19 protein-coding genes and 1 tRNA gene are annotated in these 18,883 nt (G+C 51.4%); 7 read left to right on the top strand and 13 right to left on the bottom strand.

The window, feature by feature from the left end:
* Nucleotides 1-122: 122 nt before the first annotated feature.
* Nucleotides 123-1,784: an RICIN domain-containing protein gene (locus KQI75_RS13795; RefSeq protein ID WP_216470607.1), complete on the bottom strand. Its 1,662-nt coding sequence runs from the start codon at nucleotides 1,782-1,784 to the stop codon at nucleotides 123-125.
* 313 nt (nucleotides 1,785-2,097) lie between these two features.
* Here KQI75_RS13795 and KQI75_RS09775 point away from each other — a divergent pair, with 313 nt between their 5' ends.
* On the top strand, nucleotides 2,098-2,985 hold the full coding sequence (locus tag KQI75_RS09775; protein WP_216470605.1) for an ABC transporter ATP-binding protein: 888 nt from the start codon (nucleotides 2,098-2,100) through the stop codon (nucleotides 2,983-2,985).
* Nucleotides 2,982-3,779 carry an ABC transporter permease gene (locus KQI75_RS09770; protein ID WP_216470603.1) on the top strand — a complete coding sequence of 266 codons (798 nt, stop codon included), beginning with the start codon at nucleotides 2,982-2,984 and terminating at the stop codon, nucleotides 3,777-3,779. The genes KQI75_RS09775 and KQI75_RS09770 overlap by 4 nt, the downstream gene beginning before the upstream one ends.
* 46 nt (nucleotides 3,780-3,825) lie before the next feature.
* On the opposite strand, the gene KQI75_RS09765 is transcribed toward KQI75_RS09770, so the two are convergent.
* From KQI75_RS09765 to fba, 12 genes are all read right to left on the bottom strand, one after another.
* Nucleotides 3,826-4,710 (bottom strand): DMT family transporter, encoded by an 885-nt coding sequence (locus KQI75_RS09765; protein ID WP_216470601.1) that lies wholly within the window; start codon nucleotides 4,708-4,710, stop codon nucleotides 3,826-3,828.
* A gap of 142 nt (nucleotides 4,711-4,852) precedes the next feature.
* The gene (locus tag KQI75_RS09760) at nucleotides 4,853-5,062 is read right to left on the bottom strand and encodes a cold-shock protein (protein WP_216470599.1); all 210 of its coding nucleotides are present in this window, start codon (nucleotides 5,060-5,062) and stop codon (nucleotides 4,853-4,855) included.
* A 263-nt stretch (nucleotides 5,063-5,325) separates the two neighbouring features.
* Nucleotides 5,326-6,018, bottom strand: a complete 693-nt coding sequence (locus tag KQI75_RS09755) for an LrgB family protein (protein WP_216470598.1) — start codon at nucleotides 6,016-6,018, stop codon at nucleotides 5,326-5,328.
* On the bottom strand, nucleotides 6,011-6,370 hold the full coding sequence (locus tag KQI75_RS09750; RefSeq protein WP_216470597.1) for a CidA/LrgA family protein: 360 nt from the start codon (nucleotides 6,368-6,370) through the stop codon (nucleotides 6,011-6,013). Before KQI75_RS09750 ends, KQI75_RS09755 begins: the two co-directional genes overlap by 8 nt.
* Nucleotides 6,371-6,496: 126 nt before the next feature.
* Nucleotides 6,497-6,584, bottom strand: a tRNA-Leu gene (locus tag KQI75_RS09745).
* A 49-nt stretch (nucleotides 6,585-6,633) separates the two neighbouring features.
* On the bottom strand, nucleotides 6,634-7,206 hold the full coding sequence (locus KQI75_RS09740) for an Abi-alpha family protein (RefSeq protein ID WP_216470596.1): 573 nt from the start codon (nucleotides 7,204-7,206) through the stop codon (nucleotides 6,634-6,636).
* A 93-nt stretch (nucleotides 7,207-7,299) separates the two neighbouring features.
* Nucleotides 7,300-8,682, bottom strand: a complete 1,383-nt coding sequence (locus KQI75_RS09735; protein ID WP_216470595.1) for a TrpB-like pyridoxal phosphate-dependent enzyme — start codon at nucleotides 8,680-8,682, stop codon at nucleotides 7,300-7,302.
* Nucleotides 8,683-8,844: 162 nt separating this feature from the next.
* On the bottom strand, nucleotides 8,845-10,356 hold the full coding sequence (locus KQI75_RS09730) for an IMP dehydrogenase (protein ID WP_216470594.1): 1,512 nt from the start codon (nucleotides 10,354-10,356) through the stop codon (nucleotides 8,845-8,847).
* Nucleotides 10,357-10,554: 198 nt separating this feature from the next.
* Nucleotides 10,555-11,283: an amino acid ABC transporter ATP-binding protein gene (locus KQI75_RS09725; RefSeq protein WP_216470593.1), complete on the bottom strand. Its 729-nt coding sequence runs from the start codon at nucleotides 11,281-11,283 to the stop codon at nucleotides 10,555-10,557.
* Complete coding sequence (locus KQI75_RS13790; RefSeq protein WP_216470592.1) at nucleotides 11,270-13,495, bottom strand: ABC transporter permease subunit; 2,226 nt, start codon at nucleotides 13,493-13,495, stop codon at nucleotides 11,270-11,272. Before KQI75_RS13790 ends, KQI75_RS09725 begins: the two co-directional genes overlap by 14 nt.
* Nucleotides 13,496-13,603: 108 nt before the next feature.
* Nucleotides 13,604-14,671: a branched-chain amino acid aminotransferase gene (locus KQI75_RS09715; RefSeq protein ID WP_216470591.1), complete on the bottom strand. Its 1,068-nt coding sequence runs from the start codon at nucleotides 14,669-14,671 to the stop codon at nucleotides 13,604-13,606.
* Nucleotides 14,672-14,942: 271 nt separating this feature from the next.
* Entirely contained in the window at nucleotides 14,943-15,911 is a 969-nt protein-coding gene (gene fba, locus KQI75_RS09710) for a class II fructose-1,6-bisphosphate aldolase (RefSeq protein WP_216470590.1), read from the bottom strand.
* A 315-nt stretch (nucleotides 15,912-16,226) separates the two neighbouring features.
* Between fba and KQI75_RS09705 the strand changes: the two genes are divergently transcribed.
* The 5 genes from KQI75_RS09705 (at nucleotide 16,227) to spoVM (ending at nucleotide 18,815) form a co-directional block, all read left to right on the top strand.
* Nucleotides 16,227-17,462, top strand: coding sequence for a 6-phosphofructokinase (locus tag KQI75_RS09705; RefSeq protein ID WP_216470589.1), 1,236 nt, complete (start codon nucleotides 16,227-16,229; stop codon nucleotides 17,460-17,462).
* Between the two features lie 183 nt (nucleotides 17,463-17,645).
* Nucleotides 17,646-18,095: a LytTR family DNA-binding domain-containing protein gene (locus KQI75_RS09700; RefSeq protein ID WP_216470588.1), complete on the top strand. Its 450-nt coding sequence runs from the start codon at nucleotides 17,646-17,648 to the stop codon at nucleotides 18,093-18,095.
* A gap of 3 nt (nucleotides 18,096-18,098) precedes the next feature.
* Nucleotides 18,099-18,500 carry a DUF3021 domain-containing protein gene (locus KQI75_RS09695; RefSeq protein ID WP_216470587.1) on the top strand — a complete coding sequence of 134 codons (402 nt, stop codon included), beginning with the start codon at nucleotides 18,099-18,101 and terminating at the stop codon, nucleotides 18,498-18,500.
* Nucleotides 18,501-18,564: 64 nt separating this feature from the next.
* Nucleotides 18,565-18,714: a hypothetical protein gene (locus KQI75_RS09690; RefSeq protein ID WP_216470586.1), complete on the top strand. Its 150-nt coding sequence runs from the start codon at nucleotides 18,565-18,567 to the stop codon at nucleotides 18,712-18,714.
* On the top strand, nucleotides 18,711-18,815 hold the full coding sequence (gene spoVM, locus KQI75_RS13840; protein WP_216470585.1) for a stage V sporulation protein SpoVM: 105 nt from the start codon (nucleotides 18,711-18,713) through the stop codon (nucleotides 18,813-18,815). The genes KQI75_RS09690 and spoVM overlap by 4 nt, the downstream gene beginning before the upstream one ends.
* Nucleotides 18,816-18,883 lie beyond the last annotated feature (68 nt).

Raw genomic sequence — 18,883 nt, 5'->3', positions numbered from 1 at the left:
TAGTATACCATTCCTCGCAGACTTTGTAAACGATGCCAAAAATGTATCTTGTGTGTACATCGGATGAAGATAAAAAAATCGGCACAGACCGCGGTCTGTGCCGATGACATATTCTATTGCTATTAGTTTTTCGGATAATTGGTCGCATGCAGCAGCGTGATGCCAGAGCTGTTGCGGCTCGCCCATGCGCCGTACTTGACGTAACGCACGCTGACGGTGTTTGCCGCCGTCCAGTTTGCATCATATACGGTAAAGCCGTCTGCATCGCTGGATACGAAAATCATCGTGTGCATCTTCGGTTTGTTCATCTGAAGCACGTCACCCGGCTTTGCCTTGCTGATCACGCCCTTGATGCTGCTTGCGGCATACGAAGTGGAGGATGCCTTGATAGAATACATCTTGCCATCGCTCGCGGACTTCGGGCTGCCGTCATAATTCCAGCGTGCCTTCTGATCATACATGCGGTAGAAAACCTCTCTGCCGAATCCCATACACTGGCTTGCGCCCGCAAAGGAGTAGCTGCTGCCCAAGTTCTTTCCGTTCGGATGTACCGTCATAATAGAAGCCAGCTTTGCGGAAGCCGATGCGGTATCCTCCGAATTGTTGGACAGCTTCCACTGCTGGGATGCGCTGCCGGTATATGCCTGCAGCGACACGCCGGAGCCGGATGCGGTCAGCGTCATCGAGGGATTGTTCGCCAAGCGGAAAGAATATGCGTCGTTTGCCTCTCCGACTGCCACAAAATCCTGACAAATCGTGCCGTTCTGTGTCCACAGCAGAGCCGCTGCACCGCTCGTCGGGTTAGTGTCCATAACGAGGTCTTTGTTTGCCGTGCTGGCGATGCGGAAGCTGCCGTCGCTGTTCTTCACAAAGGTGAACTGCTGATCTGCGCCGTCTTTATCCGCTGCCAGAGAAATCATCGCCTGCTTGTTGGCGGATGCTGTCATGACGCTGTTGTTTGCCGCACTGTGCAGCTCATAGCTGCCGTCCGGCACATTGGTGCAGGTAATCGGAGACGCATTGTTCTGTTCCTGCTGTGCCTGATAGGCGGTGCCAAACGTCAAAGACTCCTGACGCGCCTGCTCTGTCGTAATCTTGCCCTTTGCAATCAGCTTATCGGTCAGCGTGCTGTTGCCGCCCTTGACCTTGGTGTTGAGCGCCAGATACGAGATTTCCATAATCTCCTGTCGGCGGAACTGTCCGTTTTTCCAAGCATCTGCCTGTGCGCGGGTGCACAGACCAATTTCTATCGCCTTGTCCAAAGAGCGATCCCATGTAAAATCCTCGCCGCACTTGTAATCCAGTGCCTTGAGCGTAAATGTCATGTACTGTTCTGGCGTCACCGTATTAAAGGAACCAAACTTTGTCGCGCTGATGCCGCTGGTATAGCTGCGGAATACACCGTAGCCTGCACACCAATGGAACCAATCCGGAATATCCGTAAACGGATACGAGTAATCGACAGCGCGCGCTTCGTCCTGCTCACCCTGCATGCTGATAAACAGCGTCAGTGCCTCTGCACGTGTGCCAACCTTATCCAGCATCAAATCTCCCTTGTCATTGCCTGCAACCAGACCCAAGCGCTTGAGCACATACGGGCTCTGCGACAGATCCGCACCGTTGCCTGCAGCGGCTGCCTGTTCAACAGCCATCTGGTTTTCCTCAAATACGCTGGATGCAATCGAGCTATCACTAAACGCGAACGCCGGCACGCTCGCAGAAAGCATCAGAGCGCCGCACAGCACCGCGGAAAATATCTTTTTCTTTGGCAAGTGAAAATCCACTGGAATTTCCTCCTATCATTTACCAGAATTTCTGTCATTTAGTATAGCATAAATTTCAGCGTTTGCGTAACCAAATTGTAATCTTTGTAATCTTTCTGTTATCTGAACAAAATCGCACCCGCTTTCTTGTGGAATATCCACAAAAAATTCCCGATTTTCGCGCGGTTTTCTTTGTCTATACAAGCTAATTTTTTATGAAATTCTCCTTTTTCCGAACTTCTGTCGAAAGAGGGCTTTTCCCGCGCGGCAGAATCCAGTATAATAAAAGAGTTGCATTGTTTGTATCTTTCGTTTTTATATAAAGGAGGAAAAAATGAACAGCATTGATGTCACCGGTCTGACCTGCGACTACGGGCACGGACACGGCATTTTCGATTTGACCTTTTCCGTCAATGCAGGCGAAGTATTCGGCTTTCTCGGCCCAAACGCATCCGGAAAAACAACGACCATCCGTCATCTCATGGGCTTTGCACGCCCCGCTTCCGGCTCTTGCCAGATTGAGGGACGAGATTGTTTCACCTCTGCATCCGTGATTCAGCAGACGCTCGGCTATCTTCCCGGAGATATTGCGCTATTTCCGGAAATGAGCGGCAAGGCGTTTGTCAGCTTTCTCGCCCGCTATCGCGGCATGAAAAACCGCGGCAGAGTCAAGGAGCTGACCGACCGCTTTGAATTGGATCTCAAACAGCCGATTCGCCGCATGTCCAAGGGCGACCGCCAAAAGCTCGCGCTGGTCTGCGCATTTATGCACGACCCGAGCATTGTTATTTTAGATGAACCGACGGCAAGTCTGGATCTTCTCATGCAGCACGCATTTATCGACTTGATTTTGGAGGAAAAGAAAAAAGGAAAGACCATTCTCATGTCCTCCCATCGGTTCAGCGAAGTAGAAAAGACCTGTGACCGCATCGGCATTCTCAAAAAGGGTCATCTGGCAACCGTCTCCTCTCTCGAAGATCTGCGCAAAACCGAACGCCGCGTATATCTCGTCACACTGGACAACGAAGAAGCAGCACAGGCACTGTGCCGTGAAAACATTACCGTGCTGGAACGAGAGGGCCGCATCGTCAAGATTGCCGTGTACCGCGACTTGCGCAGTCTGCTCTCCATCCTCACCAATTATCCGGTATCCACGCTGGACAATGTCGGTCAGACACTGGAAGAAGTCTTTTTGCACTATTACGGAGGTGAAAACAAATGAATTTCCCCTTGTTTCGGTACAGCGTCAAGCGTTCCTGTCTGTTATGGCTGGTATGCACTGCACTGATGTGTCTCTATGCCTTTTCCGTTGTTCGCATGTACGATCCGGATGCCGGAAAGGCCATGATGCATTTCGTCCAGTCCCAGCCGCACGCGATGGAATTGCTCGGCATGACGCAGTTTGACAACACATTTACCGCATTTATTGTGAATTATCTGTATGGCATGCTGCTGCTCGCTCTGCCGATGCTGTTCACCATTCTGCTTTCTGTGCAGCTCATTGCGCACTATGTCTCCAACGGCACGATGTCGTATCTGCTGGCATCTCCCAATTCCCGCAAATGCATTGTAAGCACCCAGCGCAACGTGCTGATTGCATCGCTGCTCACCATGTTTGCAGTGGTCTGCCTCGCAACCATTGTTCTGTGTGAGTATTATTATCCGGGACAGCTCGCAGTCAAGCATTTTTTGCTGCTGACTGCCTGCGTTCTGGCGCTTCAGCTGACTTTTGCCGGTCTGTGCTTCTTGGTGTCCTGCCGCTGCAACAGCGTCGGAAAAGCACTGCTTCTCAACGCCGCTCTATGTATTCTGTTTTACATGCTGCGTTTGGCGGCAAATATTGGCGGTTCGCTGTCGTATCTGCGCTACATCACGCCGTATACCTTGCTCAACCCAACCGGCATTTTGCAGACCAATATGCAGGCCTGCTTACAGCCGCTTGCCCTTCTGGTGCTTGCCGTTGTTCTGTTTGCACTGGCAAGCCGCAGTTTTTCCAAAAAGACCATGCCGTTTTAACAGTGGCACAGCAAACGGGCTTCATCGCACGATGAAGCCCGTTGTTTTATGCCTTTTTCGCCAAAATAAAGACGGTTGCCAAAATAAATGCAAAGCCAATCAAATCCATACCGGCAAATGCCGTGTGCATGAACAGCGCCGTTGTCAGGGTGGCAGTCAGCGGCTCCACGCAGCCCAGCATATTGCCGCGCGCCGGTCCCACAATTGCCGTGCCCTGCAAAAACGCGGTAAACGCCAGCGCTGTGCCGATGAGCACGACAAAGATCGTCATGACAATTGACTGGGCAGAAAACGAAACCGGAATCGTCCAGATGCGCATGAGCAGTACACACGCAATGCCGCCCGACAGCATGCCCATGCCGACCGGCAAAATGCTGCCCCATTTGCGCATCAGGCGCTGCGGAATGATGATGTACGCCGCGGCTGCGACTGCGGAAATAAAGCCCCAAATTAAGCCGTCCCGCGAAATATACAAGCTGGTCACACTGCCGTGTGTGGCAACCAAAAACGTTCCAAACAGACAGGAACCCATCGCCAGCCACTCGCACCGCACCGGCAGCCGACGCATGGTAATGCACTCCACAAACAGCACAATGACAACGGATAGATACTGTAACACGGTTGCTGTGCCGGAATTGCTTTTGGTTATGGATGTGATATATGTAAACTGCGTGAACAGCAGGCCGCAAACGCCGAACACCACGCAGTACAACACTGCGCGTTTATCACGCAGCAGCTTTTGAAGCTGTTCTCGTTGCTGCACCGCCGCAAGCAGCAGCAAAACAACACCCGCACCGAGCAGCCGCAGCGCCGTCACCCACCGCGTATCCATTCCCTGTACGGAGCACAAATATTGACTGCACGTGCCTGACAAGCCCCAGCACACACCGCCCAGCAGCGTGATGAGCACCCCCTTCGTATACTTCGACATCGCAAACATCCTTCCGAACACTGTTTTGCTGTATTGTACCGAATTTTTCCGAACAGCACAAGCCTTTCCTCTTGTCCTCCGATATACGGCAAAAAAATAAGAGAGACAGCAAAAACTGTCTCTCCTGTATCCGATCAGAAAATTAGAGCGGCTTTACGTTTACTGCACGCAGCTTGCCCTTTCTCTCGTCCATTTCTTCCTCGAACTCAACCTTCTGGCCTTCCTCCAGCGTTCTGTAGCCATCGGTCTGGATTGCAGAGAAATGTACGAATACATCCTCGCCGCCTTCGTCGTTCGACAGGAATCCATAGCCCTTTTCTGCATTAAACCACTTTACTGTACCCTTTTTCATTACAGGTACCTCCATTCAAAAAATATGCTCTGCGGGTTCAGATAAAAAAAATCACATATGCCTGCAAATCATCCGTCCTAAATACGTCATGACTTACAACATATGCGAGATCAATGTACTGCTCCGGAAGCCTGTTCAGTATACCATTCTCATCTCCAAAAGTCAAGATATTCCATCTGAAAACCGTTCGACAAATACCAACCCGCTTCTTTTTTGACAAAAAAACAGCAGAGATACTCCCTGCCGTTTTTCTATCTATTCCGTTACAGCAGCATAGCAAACAGCGATGCTGTAAATGCGGTCAAAATGCCCGCAACGGCGACTGCCAGAGAGCTCATTGCGCCCTCAATCGGTCCCATTTCCAACGCACGTGCAGTACCAATCGCATGCGCTGCGGTACCAATCGCAAGCCCCTTTGCAATCGGCTCCTCAATACGAAATACCTTGCACACCGTCGAGGCAATGACATTGCCGATGATGCCGGTCAAAATGATAATTGCCACTGTAATGGTCACAATGCCGCCCAATTCTTCGGATACGCCCATGCCGATGGCCGTTGTGATAGACTTCGGCAGGAAGGTAACGTATTCCTCATGCGACAGATGAAACAGTGCGGCAATGACAAAAATGCCACCCATGCTGGCAACAACGCCGGAACACACACCGAGCAAAATGGCTGTGGCATGCTGCTTGAGCAGCTCCAGCTGACGATACAGCGGAATTGCCAAACACACGGTTGCCGGTGTCAGCAGATAACTGATGTATTTTGCACCCTCATAATAGGTGTCGTACTGTACATGGAATCCAAGAAGCAGGGCAATCACAACAATGACTGCGATGAGCAGCGGATTACAAATCGGAAGTTTCCATTTTCTTTTGCACCACTGACCAAAGAGATAGGCTGCAATTGTCAGAACCGCTCCAAAATAGGTACATTGCAAAAACAAATTATTCATGCTTTCCCTTCTTTCGACGAATCAAAACCTGTGTTACTCTGCCGGTCACAACAATGACCAATACCGTGACAACGACCAGCATAACGACCGACGGAAGCAGCAGCGCTTTCATCGTTCCCCAGCTGTCCATCAGTCCCACTGCCGCCGGAACAAACAAAATCGGCATAATTTCAATGAGAAAGTCACCGACGTCCTGTACATCTTCCAATCTCAAAAGTCCACTGACCAGTCCGACCAGCATGATGACCATGCCGTAAATGCTCGCCGGAATCGGCAGCGGAAGCAGTGCCTTGAGCACTTCACCTGCAAAGGTGATTGCGAGAATCAATCCGAATTGCCGTAATATTTTCATAAGATGCGCCTCCACAATATCTTATCCTACTACTATCATCAGAAAACGTCAATGTTTTTTATTGCACACATTCTCTGCAATATATACAAAAAAATCGGAGCAACTGCCTAAACAATTGCTCCGATCTGGTGCCGCTGACCGGGCTTGAACCGGTACGCTGTAAACCAGCGAGGGATTTTAAGTCCCTTGCGTCTGCCAATTCCGCCACAGCGGCAAATCAGCTTATATAGTATAACAAACTTTACCGGACATTGTCAAGCCCTTCACCATTTGCAAACGCGCAAAAATCGGCTGCCCAGCGCCGTCAGCACGATTTCTCCCGCATACAGGCGAACGCTGCGCTCTTTGTACTGCGGATGCTGCTGCACAATTTGCTGCCTTGTGCGCTCGACAACCTGCTCAAACAGCAAATAGATATCCTCATAGATATTATTGGCGACATCCGCCGGCGCTTTGCTCTCTGTCTGCATACGCACGGCAATCAGGTTCATGCGCTGCAAATTGTCCAGCGCCGCCTGTACGTGCTCATAATCGCCGTCCTGCGGCATGATCATCGTCATATGCGAAACGAGCGGGATTTCGGTACCGTGCTCGGCTTCTTTTCGTCCGGCAAATGTCTTGTCGCGCGTCATGCGGCTGAGGCAGCAATCCAGCACCGCTATGCGCTGTTCCCGCAGCTGATCCAACAGCACACGGTCTATTTCATCCAGTTCCACAGCCATAGACGCAAATGCCGGATGTACCTGCTCTCCGCTGCGCGCCGCTTCCATCAGGCTGTTCAGACTCGCCTGATGTGCTTCCTGTGCCCACGGCGTGTTCATCCATTCTTTTACCATATAAAATCAACCTCTTTCTGAAAAAAGTCCCGTCTCCCTCTGTCAGCAGAGAGAAACGGGACTTCATTGTTCCAAGCAAGAAAAATTGTTTGATTATTCCTGAATGCCTTCGATGTGCGGAATGGTTGCAAAGCCCTTTTCCAAGTCGGCATCGGTCGGAATATAGTCGTTCATGGTCTTTTCGTTGTATGCCTTGTATGCAGCCAAATCGAAATATCCGGTACCGGTCAGGTTGAACAGAATGGTCTTTTCCTCACCGGATTCCTTGCACTTGAGTGCTTCATCAATGGCAACGCGAATGGCATGAGAGGACTCCGGTGCCGGCAGAATGCCTTCAACCTTTGCGAACATCTCTGCCGCCTCAAAGACGGAAGTCTGCTCAACAGCGCGCGCCTCATCCAGATAGCCGTCATGATACAGCTGAGACAGAATCGGGCTCATGCCATGGTAGCGCAGACCGCCTGCATGGTTTGCGGACGGGATAAAGCCGCAGCCCAGTGTGTACATCTTTGCCAGCGGGGTTACCATGCCGGTGTCGCAGAAGTCGTATGCGAACTTGCCGCGGGTCAGCGTCGGGCAGGATGCCGGTTCTACGGCGATAAAGTGCGGGTTTGCCTTGCCGGTCAGCTTATCACCCATGAACGGGGACATGATGCCGCCCAGATTCGAGCCGCCGCCTGCGCAGCCAATGACGATGTCCGGATATTCACCGACCTTCTCCAAGGCAGCCTTTGCTTCCAGACCAATGATGCTCTGATGCAGCAGAACCTGATTGAGCACGCTGCCCAGTACATAGCGGTAGCCCTCGTGCGTGGTTGCATATTCTACTGCTTCGGAAATTGCCGTGCCCAGAGAGCCGGTGCTGCCCGGGAAACGCTCGTTAATCTCACAACCTATCTTTGTGGTCATGGACGGAGACGGGATAATATCTGCACCATAGGTGTGAATGACTTCCTTGCGGTACGGCTTCTGCTCATACGAGCACTTTACCATGTAAACCTTGCAGTCCAAGCCGAAATACTGGCAAGCCATTGCCAGCGCGGTGCCCCACTGACCTGCACCGGTCTCCGTCGTCACACCCTTGAGACCCTGTGCCTTGGCATAATATGCCTGTGCAATGGAGGAATTGAGCTTGTGGCTGCCGCTCGTGTTGCCGCCCTCAAATTTGTAATAAATTTTTGCCGGCGTATCCAGTGCTTTTTCCAGATAGTATGCACGCATCAGCGGAGACGGACGGAACATCCGATAGTGCTCGCGCACTTCTTCCGGAATGTCAATATAGCGGTCGGTCTCGTTGAGTTCCTGCTTTGCCAGTTCGGTGCAGAACACCGGTTCCAGATCTGCCAGCTGTACCGGCTTGTGTGTTGCCGGATTGAGCATCGGGCGATGCTGTGTTTTCATATCCGCGCGAACATTGTACCACTGCTTCGGGATTTCATCTTCGCCGAGATAAATTTTATATGGAATCTTTGCCATAACTACCGTCTCCCAATCTTCAAATCTTCGTATCACTGCAGCAACCTGCAGTATTAAACTACTTTAAATTATACGGAGCTTATCTGGCAATGTCAAGACCATAAAAAATCCGGCAGGCGTTTTTGCCTGCCGGAACATCATATTTGATGAGATTGTACGAACTTACTGCGCAGTATTGCGGGACGGATCACGCAAAACAACGTCATGTGCGCCGCCTTCAACCAGCGAGGTTGCGGAAACCAGCGTAATCTTTGCCTTCTGCTGCAGCTCCGGAATGCTCATGGCACCGCAGTTGCACATGGTAGAGCGAACCTTTGCCAGCGTCATGCCAACATTGTCCTTCAGTGCGCCTGCATACGGAACGTAGGAGTCAACGCCTTCCTCAAACGACAGCTTCTTGTCACCGCCCATGTCGTAACGCTGCCAGTTTCTTGCACGAGCAGAGCCTTCGCCCCAGTACTCCTTCATGTAGGAGCCGCCGACAACAACGCGGTTCGTCGGGGACTCATCAAAGCGGGAGAAGTAGCGGCCGAGCATCAAGAAGTCTGCGCCCATAGCCAGTGCCAGCGTCATGTGGTAGTCGTATACCAGACCGCCGTCCGAGCAAATCGGGATATAAATACCGGTCTGCTCAAAGTACTCGTCACGCGCCTGAACCACGTCGATCAGAGCGGTAGCCTGACCGCGGCCAATGCCCTTCTGCTCACGCGTGATGCAGATAGAACCGCCGCCGATGCCGACCTTTACGAAGTCTGCGCCGCACTTTGCCAGATACAGGAAGCCTTCCTTGTCAACAACGTTGCCCATGCCGACCTTTACGGTGTCACCATAGTTCTCGCGAATCCAGTCAATGGTCAGCTTCTGCCACTCGGAGAAGCCTTCGGAGGAGTCGATACACAGAACATCTGCACCAGCCTCAATCAGTGCCGGAACACGCTGTGCATAGTCGCGGGTGTTGATGCCGGCGCCTACCATGTAGCGCTTGTGTGCATCCAGCAGCTCCAGCGTGTTTTCCTTATGGGAGTCATAGTCCTTGCGGAATACCATGTAAACAAGGTTCTGGTTCTCGTCGATAATCGGCAGCGCATTGAGCTTGTGATCCCAGATGATGTTGTTTGCTTCCTTGAGGGAAGTATCCTTCGGTGCAGTAATCAGTTTCTCGAACGGAGTCATAAATTCTTCCACGCGCAGAGACGGTTCCATGCGGCTTACACGGTAATCTCTGCCGGTTACGATGCCGAGCAGCTTGCCGTTCGGGGTGCCGTCTGCGGTAACAGCCATAGTGGAATGGCCGGTAGCTTCCTTCAGTGCCAGTACGTCACCGAGGGTCTGATCCGGCTTGATGTTGGAATCGCTGACAACAAAGCCAGCCTTGTAGCTCTTGACGCGGGCAACCATCGCAGCCTCAGACTCAATGCTCTGAGAGCCATAGATGAAGGACATGCCGCCCTCGCGTGCCAGAGCGATTGCCATGGTATCGTTGGATACCGCCTGCATGATAGCGGAAACCATCGGGATATTGATGGAGATCGGACACTCCTCAACACCCTTGCGATACTTTACAATCGGGGTTTTCAGGTCTACGTTCGCCGGAATGCACTTACTGGAAGAATATCCCGGTACCAGCAGGTATTCGCTGAAGGTATGGGACGGTTCAGAAAAATAATATGCCATGATAGTTCGACTCCCTTCACGTTCTTCAATCTGAAATTTACTGTAATTGCTTATAATTATACTCGCATCTAAAAACAAAGTAAATCCCCCAGCTGTCGAAATTTCTCCCAAAAATTGCGCAGCTCATGTTCATTTTCATGTGAGAAAAGAGGAAACCCGCCGGCATGCGCCGACGGGTTTGTATCCTGCAAACAAGATTTACTTTTGTGTCACTGCGCGCAGGAAAGCCTGTGTGCGTTCCATCTTCGGGTGGTCGAAGATTTCCTCCGGTGTGCCCTCCTCGGTGATGTAGCCGTCCGACATGAAAATCACGCGGTCAGCCACCTCGCGGGCGAAGCCCATCTCGTGGGTTACGACAACCATCGTCATGCCCTGCTTTGCCAGCTCCTTCATGGTATCAAGAACTTCTCCTACCATTTCCGGATCCAGCGCGGAGGTCGGCTCGTCGAACAAAATCGCCTTCGGGTCCATCATGAGCGAGCGGACGATTGCCACACGCTGTTTCTGACCGCCGGAAAGCTGTGCCGGATAATTTTCCGCCTTTTCCTCCAGCCCGACGCGCTTGAGCAGCTCTACTGCCTTTTTCTTGGCATCTGCCTCGCTCATCAGCTTCTGCTTGACCGGTGCCAGCGTCAGGTTGTCCATGACATTCAAATGATTAAACAGATTGAAGTGCTGGAACACCATGCCCAGCTTCTGGCGAATCTTGTTGATGTCGGTGCCCTTGTCCAAAATATCCGTGCCGTCAAAAATAATCTGACCGCCGGTCGGCTCTTCCAGACGGTTCAAGCAGCGCAAAAACGTACTCTTACCGGAACCGGACGGGCCAATGACAACAATGCACTCGCCCTTGTTGATCTCGCAGTCGATTTTCTTGAGAACTTCCAGTTCGCCGAAGCTTTTCTTTAAATTCTTAACGGTTATCACTCTGACGCAGTCTCCTTTCGATGGCAGCCAGACCAAAGGTCATCAGCTTAACCAGAATATAGTAAATAATGGCAACCGCAATCAGCGGAAGGAATGCCTGATAGGTACGCGATACAATAAAGTCGCCTGCCTTGGTCAAATCGACAATCGCAACGTAACCGACGATGGAGGTCTCCTTGACCAGCGTAATCATTTCATTGCCCAGTGCCGGAATGACATTCTTGATTGCCTGCGGCAGAATGATGTACCGCATGGTCTCACCATAGGTGAAGCCCAGCGAACGGCCGCCTTCCATCTGGCCGTTATCCACTGCCAGAATGCCTGCACGAATGTTCTCTGCGACATATGCGCCGCTGTTGATGCCGAATGCCAAGATAGCTGCAACAACTGCATAGCGGCTGCGGAAGATAACCATGAACATAATCAGCAGCTGTACCATCGACGGCGTACCGCGCAGAATGTCAATATACACGCCCGCGATGCGTGACCAAATGGTCTTTTTCTTTCTGCGCACTTCGGTCAGCTTCATCAGTGCGATAATAAAGCCGAGTACGATGCCGATAATGCCCGCACAGAGCGAAATGCCAATCGTGACGCCGAGGCCCTTGACCATCAGCATATAACCGTTGGTATCTACAAATACATACTTGAGATTTTCTACAAAGCCCTTATTTGCCGCAGCATCATCCTGATTTTCGGTGTCTACGGTTGCGGCACTGCCGTTGATGTACTGGTCAACCAGCTGGTCAAATGTGCCGTCTTCCTTGATTTTCTTCAGGCCATCGTTAATCATCTGCAGGGTTTCCGTGTCACCCTTCTTGACTGCAATGGCATACTGCTCGGTGGATGTGTTATCCTCCATCATCTTGAGCGCGTCCTTGTTGTTGGCAACAAAGTTCTGCGCTGGATTCTGGTCAATGACAACGGCATCTACACCGCCGTTTTTCAGTGCAACGACAGCGTCTGTGCCCTTCTTAAAGCGCTGCACATCGGTCTTGCTGTCCGTGATAACCTCATTATCTTCGCCCGGCGTACACAGCAGGTCACCGGTCGTGCCTTCCTGTACACCGATTTTCTTGCCGTTCAAATCCGCCAGCTTGGTAATCGTGCTGTCCTTCTTGACGACAATGCACTGGGTTGCGGTATAGTAGCTGTCCGAGAAATCGACAGACTGGCGGCGATCCGGCGTGTCCGTCATACCTGCAATGACAGCGTCCAGACTGCCGGTAGCCAGCGAAGCCACCAGAGACTTAAACTCCATGTTGGTAATCTTGACGTTGAAGCCCTCTGCCTTGCCAATTGCCTTGATGACGGCCATGTCAAAGCCTTCCGGCTCGCCATCGTTGCCGATGTACTCAAACGGCGGGAACTCGGCATTGGTGCCGATATTCAGCGTCTTGCCGGTATTGTTCGCCGTCTCTTGTGTATCGCTGCCGCCGATATACTGGGCTACCAGCTTATCGAACGTGCCGTTTTCCTTGATTTTTTTGAGACCATCGTTGATTTTGTTCAGGGTTTCCGTGTCGCCCTTCTGCACAGCGATGGCATACTGCTCGGTAGACGTATCATCCTGCATCAATTTCAGGGTATCCGGATTCTTGGATACAAAGTTCTCTGCCGGATTCTGGTCAATGACGACGGCGTCGACACCGCCATTGTTCAGAGCTACCACTGCGTCCGTGCCCTTCTTGAAGCGCTGCACATCGGTCTTGCTGTCCGTGATAACCTCATTATCTTCGCCCGGCGTACACAGCAGGTCACCGGTCGTGCCCTCCTGTACGCCGATTTTCTTGCCATTCAAGTCCGCCAGCTTGGTGACATCGCTGTCCTTTTTGACAATGATGCACTGGGTCGCGGTATAATAGCTGTCCGAGAAATCGACAGACTTCTGACGGTCTTCTGTCACGGTCATGCCCGCGATAACGGCATCCAAGCTGCCTGTAGACAGCGAGGCTACCAGAGACTTGAACTCCATATTGGAGATCTTGACCTCAAATCCCTCTTCCTTGCCAATCGCCTTGATAACGGCCATGTCAAAGCCGTCCGGCTGTCCGTCATTGCCAATGTACTCGAACGGCGGGAACTCTGCGTTGGTGCCAACCGTCAGAACATCCGTTGCCTGTGCTTTGGACGCAGTCGGGAAGAATACGCCGCCAGCCACGAGCAGGCACGCCAGACACATTGCCAGCAAACGCTTTACGCTCTTTTTCATGCTCTGCTGTTTCCTTTCTGATTCATATTTTTACTTCAAATAAATATAAAGAGGATGAGGCGAACGAATCGACAATCGTTTGTCCCATCCTCTCTAATGCATGGTGAATTATTCCACCGGAACGGTCCAGCCCATGTCATCCGGCTTGGTGCCCCACTGGATACCAGTCAGTGTATCATACAGTCTCTGGGTAACGTCACCGATTTTGCCGTCGTTAATCTTGCAGACGTCATCCTCATACCGCAGCTCGCCTACCGGAGAGATAACCGCTGCAGTACCGGTGCCGAATACTTCCTCCAGCTTGCCTTCCTTAGAAGCCTTTACGATGTCAACGATCGGCAGACGCTCCTCGGATACGGTGTAGCCCCACTTCTCCAGCAGCGCAATGCAGGAACGGCGGGTAACGCCCGGCAGTACCGTGCCTACGCACGGAGCAGTATAGATGGTTCCATCAATCTTGAAGAAGCAGTTCATGGAACCAACTTCCTCTACATATTTATGCTCTACGCCATCCAGCCACAGGCTCTGTTCGTAGCCCAGCTCATGACCCTTAACCTGAGAAATCAGGGATGCAGCGTAGTTGCCGCCGCACTTGGTGAAGCCGGTGCCGCCCGGGCAAGCACGCGTGTACTCGTCCTCAACGAAGATTTTAACCGGATTGATGCCGGTGGAGTAGTATGCGCCGACCGGAGAGCAGATAATCATAAACTGATGGGTCTTAGAGGTACGAACACCCAGATGCGGCTCATCAGCAAAGATGAACGGACGGATGTACAGAGAGGTACCCGGCAGAGACGGAACCCAGTCCTCTTCTACCTTGACCAGCGCCTTGACTGCCTGAACAAAGTCCTCAACCGGCAGCTGCGGCAGGCACATGCGGGCATTGGTGTTCCACATACGCTCTGCGTTGCAGTCCGGACGGAACAGCTGAACCTTGCCTTCCGGCGTGCGGTATGCCTTCATGCCCTCGAAAGACTCCATGGCATAGTGCAGAACCATGGCAGCCGGATCCAACTGAATCGGCTGATACGGCACGATGCGCGCGTCATGCCAGCCGATGCCCTCGGTGTGGTCAATAATCAGCATATGATCGGTATAGTAATTACCAAATCCCAGATTGTGCTGATCCGGCTTCGGCTTTTTGTTCGTCGTCGGAGTAAATTTGATGTCTAACATAGTGTATTCACTCTTTTCCCGCCATACTAGCGAATTGTTTTGGAAATCGTATGAGCTTATTTTATATAACTTGTGTGCGTATTGCAAGAGCCTGACGCTATTTTTTTGCGTGAAACTCGATTTTTTCGCATGTTATGCAGGTTTCCTGTCCGTTTTTGCATCAATCCATGCATCATCTTGTTTGTATGGGCAAGCTGATTCTCCGTTTGGCATAAAAAGGCTGCATCCGAAGATGCAGCCTTTCGATTCAGGTTTCACAAAAGCCAAAGAATTAAGCCTTGCCATCGCAGCCCAGAACGTTAACGATCTTATGAGCTACCATGTCCTTAACAGCCTGACGAGCCGGCTTCAGGTACTGGCGCGGATCGAAGTGATCCGGATGCTCAGCCATGTGCTTACGGATAGAAGCAGTCATAGCCAGACGGATGTCAGAGTCAATGTTGATCTTGCATACAGCCAGCTTAGCAGCCTTACGCAGCTGATCTTCCGGAATGCCGATAGCATCCGGCATCTTGCCGCCGTAGGTGTTTACGATCTTTACGAACTCCTGCGGAACGGAGGAAGAACCGTGCAGAACGATCGGGAAGCCCGGCAGACGCTTGATGCACTCTTCCAGTACGTCGAAACGCAGCGGAGGCGGAACCAGAATGCCGTCCTCGTTGCGAGTGCACTGCTCCGGAGTGAACTTGTATGCGCCATGGGAAGTACCGATAGCGATTGCCAGAGAGTCACAACCGGTGCGGGAAACGAATTCCTCTACTTCTTCCGGATGGGTGTAGCTCTCGTTGCCAGACTCAACAACAACTTCGTCCTCGACGCCAGCCAGAGTGCCCAGCTCAGCCTCGACAACTACGCCGTGGTCATGTGCGTACTCAACAACCTGCTTGGTCAGAGCGATGTTTTCCTCGAAAGACTTGGAGGAAGCGTCGATCATAACGGAGGTGAAGCCGCCGTCGATGCAGGACTTACAAACCTCGAAAGAGTCGCCGTGATCCAGATGCAGAGCGATCGGGATATCCGGGTTGTTGATAACTGCAGCCTCAACCATCTTTACCAGATAGGTGTGGTTTGCGTAAGCGCGAGCGCCCTTGGATACCTGCAGGATAACCGGAGCCTTCAGCTCGCCGGCAGCCTCCGTGATACCCTGAACGATCTCCATGTTGTTAACATTGAAAGCGCCAACTGCGTAACCGCCGTCATATGCCTTCTTGAACATCTCAGTAGTAGTTACAAGTGCCATTATTCATCTTCCTTTCAGAAATTTTCCGTGTGTAAACAGCCATAAACACACGAATTCCGTATAACGGTATTTTACCAGCCTTTTGCGCTAAAATCAAGTCGATTGTGTAAGTTTCGCAAATTTTATCCAAATCCTACCCAAAATGTATGCGCAGGTACTTTTGTCCGGCCACATGTAAAAAGAATTGATTTTCCTTGGAAAATATGGTATATTCAAATTACCATAAGAAACTGCGGCAAAACTGGGCTTTTTTTGTCCGGCGGAAACGAGACGCCGCCGTGTTTCTCTCGTGACAATTTAGGAGGTTTTTGAATTATGAGTGAACTGAAGGGTGCTATGATCATCGGCCAGTCCGGTGGTCCGACTTCTGTTATCAACGCAAGCGCATACGGCGCAATCAAGGCTGGTCTGGATTCTGATTCCATCACCACCGTTTACGGCGCTGCAAACGGCATTGTCGGCGTTCTGAACGACAAGCTGTATATCATGGACAAGGAAGATCCGGCTGAGCTGGAGCTGCTGAAGTACACCCCGTCTTCCGCACTGGGTTCCTGCCGCTACAAGATCGCTGATCCGGACGTAGACGACACCGATTACAAGCGCATCCTTGAGATCTTCAAGAAGTATGACGTTCGTTACTTCTTCTACAACGGCGGCAACGACTCCATGGATACCTGCAACAAGATCTCTAAGTACATGAAGAAGGTTGGCTACGACTGCCGCGTAATGGGCATTCCGAAGACCATCGACAACGACCTGTTCGGCACCGACCATTGCCCGGGCTTCGCTTCCGCTGCTAAGTACATCGCTACTTCCATCGCAGAAGTTTACCAGGATTCCCACGTATATGACAAGGGTCAGGTCTCCATCATCGAGATCATGGGCCGTCACGCAGGCTGGCTGGCAGGCGCTGCTTCCCTGGCTTCCGTTGCTGGCTATCCGGCTGATCTGGTTTACCTGCCGGAAGTTGACTTCAACATGGACGAGTTCTTGGAAGACGTTTCCGCACTGTGGGAGAAGAACCACAATGTTATCGTAGCTGTATCTGAGGGTATCCACTACGCTGACGGTTCCTTCGTATCCGAGGCTAAGACCTCTGCTACCGACGGCTTCGGTCATGCTCAGCTGGGCGGCTTGGCTGCTATGCTGGCAGACGCTGTCAAGGAAAAGCTGGGCGTAAAGGTTCGCGGCATCGAGCTGTCCCTGCTGCAGCGCTGCGCTGCTCATTGCGCTTCCCAGACCGACATCGACGAGTCCTTCCTGGCTGGTCAGACTGCTGTTAACTCCGCAGTTGCTGGCGAGACCGACAAGATGGTTGCTTTCGAGTGCTCCCGTGAGAACGGCTACACCTGCAAGACCAAGCTGCTGAACCTGTCCGACGTAGCAAACTACGAGAAGAAGGTTCCGGTAGAGTGGATCAACGAGCGTGGCAACAACGTATCCGACGAGTTCGTCAAGTACGCTCTGCCGCTGATTCAGGGCGAGACCCAGATGAAGAAGGAAAATGGCCTGCCGCGCTTCGCAAAGCTGGCTAAGATCGTAGCTGAGTAAATTTCTCTCATCTAGTATTGAATATATAGCTGCACCGGCAGATGCTTCGGCATCTGCCGGTTTTTTCATTGTGTTATTTCGACCACTTATTGCGTCTGCGCAACCACTTACGGTGTTTTTCGAGACGCCGCAGCTCCCATCTGATATACTATAGCCAGCAACATAAGAAAGGAGGACACATGTATGAAAATCACTTTGCAGCCATCCGACAGCGAAGCGTTGGAGGTTATCATCCGCGGAAATCTCAGCGATCCGCAAATCCCGCAAATCATCGCCGCTCTGCATGCTGCCAAGGCAACCTCCTGCCTGTTTTTATATCAGGAAGACAAAGAATATCTGTGTCCTGTCAAAGATATTTTGTATTTCGAAGCTATGGACGGAAAAATCATTGCCTTTACCAAGCAGGGCTGTATGGAGGCACGCAACAAATTATATGAGCTGGCGCAAACGCTGTATCACAGCGGGTTTGTTCAAATCAACAAAGGAACACTGCTCAATGTTCGGCAGGCGCAATCCGTGCAGTCAGAATTTTCCGGAAATTATATTGTCACCCTGCAAGACGGCAAGACGCGCCTGACGATTTCCCGCAAGTATTTCAAAGCCTTTCGTACTTATGTAGAAAAGGAGTTGTGACCTATGAAAAAATGGAATCCTATGAATGTATTCAGCTATTGTATGATCGGCGTTGGCTTTGCCGCCATCTCTGTGGCAATCGGAATGTACATCAATCTCGGCATGACCGAAATCCTGAAAAACTTCGTCGTTTGGATGATTGGCGGCGCCATCATTGGGCTGTTGTCTTTGATTTATGAAACAGAACAGTTATCCAATGTGAAAGCGACGTTGATTCACGCCCCGCTCACCTGCCTAACCGCGCTGATTTGTGGCTGGATTTGCGGCTACGGAGAGCACTCGATTTCTCTGCTCATCGTCCGCATGCTTCCGACCATCGCAATCATTTACGTGGTCATCCATGCGATTTTATACCTGCTGCACTGTGCATCCGTGCGCAGCATCAATCAAAAACTCAACAAATAAATTTTTCTCAGGACAGACACCAACTGTGCGTTTTCCGCTTATACTGCGGACAGAGGTGAGGTGTATGGTCTGCTGCTGGAGAGTCTTTGGTCTGGCTGCGGCGGCATTCGGGCTGGGCTTGCTGCTCGCACAGCTGCTTCCCGCCTGCCTGCTGCTGCCCATCGCAACGGTTTTGCTCATTGCTGCCGGCATTGTCGTACATTGGAACGCATGAAAGGAGTCTGTCTGATGAAAGTCGTTGTTATCAAAAGTCCCAAACTGCTCGCCGGTATTTTGCGCGGAATTTTCGGCATAAAAAACACATCTGCCGTGTAAGATGCTCTTGACTTTTTGACCTGTCATTTGATAAAATAAGCATACCGAGTAGCGAAAAGCGTAAATCC

Origin of the sequence: Butyricicoccus intestinisimiae (genome assembly GCF_018918345.1) — a bacterium.
Classification (GTDB): domain Bacteria; phylum Bacillota; class Clostridia; order Oscillospirales; family Butyricicoccaceae; genus Butyricicoccus_A; species Butyricicoccus_A intestinisimiae.
The sequence above is the reverse complement of the archived record's forward strand: the minus strand, read 5'-3'. Positions and strand labels throughout refer to the sequence as shown.

Excerpts from the sequence above, each read along its gene's own strand:
- KQI75_RS09775 (WP_216470605.1), top strand. The coding sequence starts at position 2,098 with ATGAACAGCATTGATGTCACCGGTCTGACCTGCGACTACGGGCACGGA.
- KQI75_RS09770 (WP_216470603.1), top strand. The coding sequence starts at position 2,982 with ATGAATTTCCCCTTGTTTCGGTACAGCGTCAAGCGTTCCTGTCTGTTA.
- KQI75_RS09765 (WP_216470601.1), bottom strand. The coding sequence starts at position 4,710 with ATGTCGAAGTATACGAAGGGGGTGCTCATCACGCTGCTGGGCGGTGTG.
- KQI75_RS09760 (WP_216470599.1), bottom strand. The coding sequence starts at position 5,062 with ATGAAAAAGGGTACAGTAAAGTGGTTTAATGCAGAAAAGGGCTATGGA.
- KQI75_RS09755 (WP_216470598.1), bottom strand. The coding sequence starts at position 6,018 with ATGAATAATTTGTTTTTGCAATGTACCTATTTTGGAGCGGTTCTGACA.
- KQI75_RS09750 (WP_216470597.1), bottom strand. The coding sequence starts at position 6,370 with ATGAAAATATTACGGCAATTCGGATTGATTCTCGCAATCACCTTTGCA.
- KQI75_RS09740 (WP_216470596.1), bottom strand. The coding sequence starts at position 7,206 with ATGGTAAAAGAATGGATGAACACGCCGTGGGCACAGGAAGCACATCAG.
- KQI75_RS09735 (WP_216470595.1), bottom strand. The coding sequence starts at position 8,682 with ATGGCAAAGATTCCATATAAAATTTATCTCGGCGAAGATGAAATCCCG.
- KQI75_RS09730 (WP_216470594.1), bottom strand. The coding sequence starts at position 10,356 with ATGGCATATTATTTTTCTGAACCGTCCCATACCTTCAGCGAATACCTG.
- KQI75_RS13790 (WP_216470592.1), bottom strand. The coding sequence starts at position 13,495 with ATGAAAAAGAGCGTAAAGCGTTTGCTGGCAATGTGTCTGGCGTGCCTG.
- KQI75_RS09715 (WP_216470591.1), bottom strand. The coding sequence starts at position 14,671 with ATGTTAGACATCAAATTTACTCCGACGACGAACAAAAAGCCGAAGCCG.
- fba (WP_216470590.1), bottom strand. The coding sequence starts at position 15,911 with ATGGCACTTGTAACTACTACTGAGATGTTCAAGAAGGCATATGACGGC.
- KQI75_RS09705 (WP_216470589.1), top strand. The coding sequence starts at position 16,227 with ATGAGTGAACTGAAGGGTGCTATGATCATCGGCCAGTCCGGTGGTCCG.
- KQI75_RS09700 (WP_216470588.1), top strand. The coding sequence starts at position 17,646 with ATGAAAATCACTTTGCAGCCATCCGACAGCGAAGCGTTGGAGGTTATC.
- KQI75_RS09695 (WP_216470587.1), top strand. The coding sequence starts at position 18,099 with ATGAAAAAATGGAATCCTATGAATGTATTCAGCTATTGTATGATCGGC.
- KQI75_RS09690 (WP_216470586.1), top strand. The coding sequence starts at position 18,565 with ATGGTCTGCTGCTGGAGAGTCTTTGGTCTGGCTGCGGCGGCATTCGGG.
- spoVM (WP_216470585.1), top strand. The coding sequence starts at position 18,711 with ATGAAAGGAGTCTGTCTGATGAAAGTCGTTGTTATCAAAAGTCCCAAA.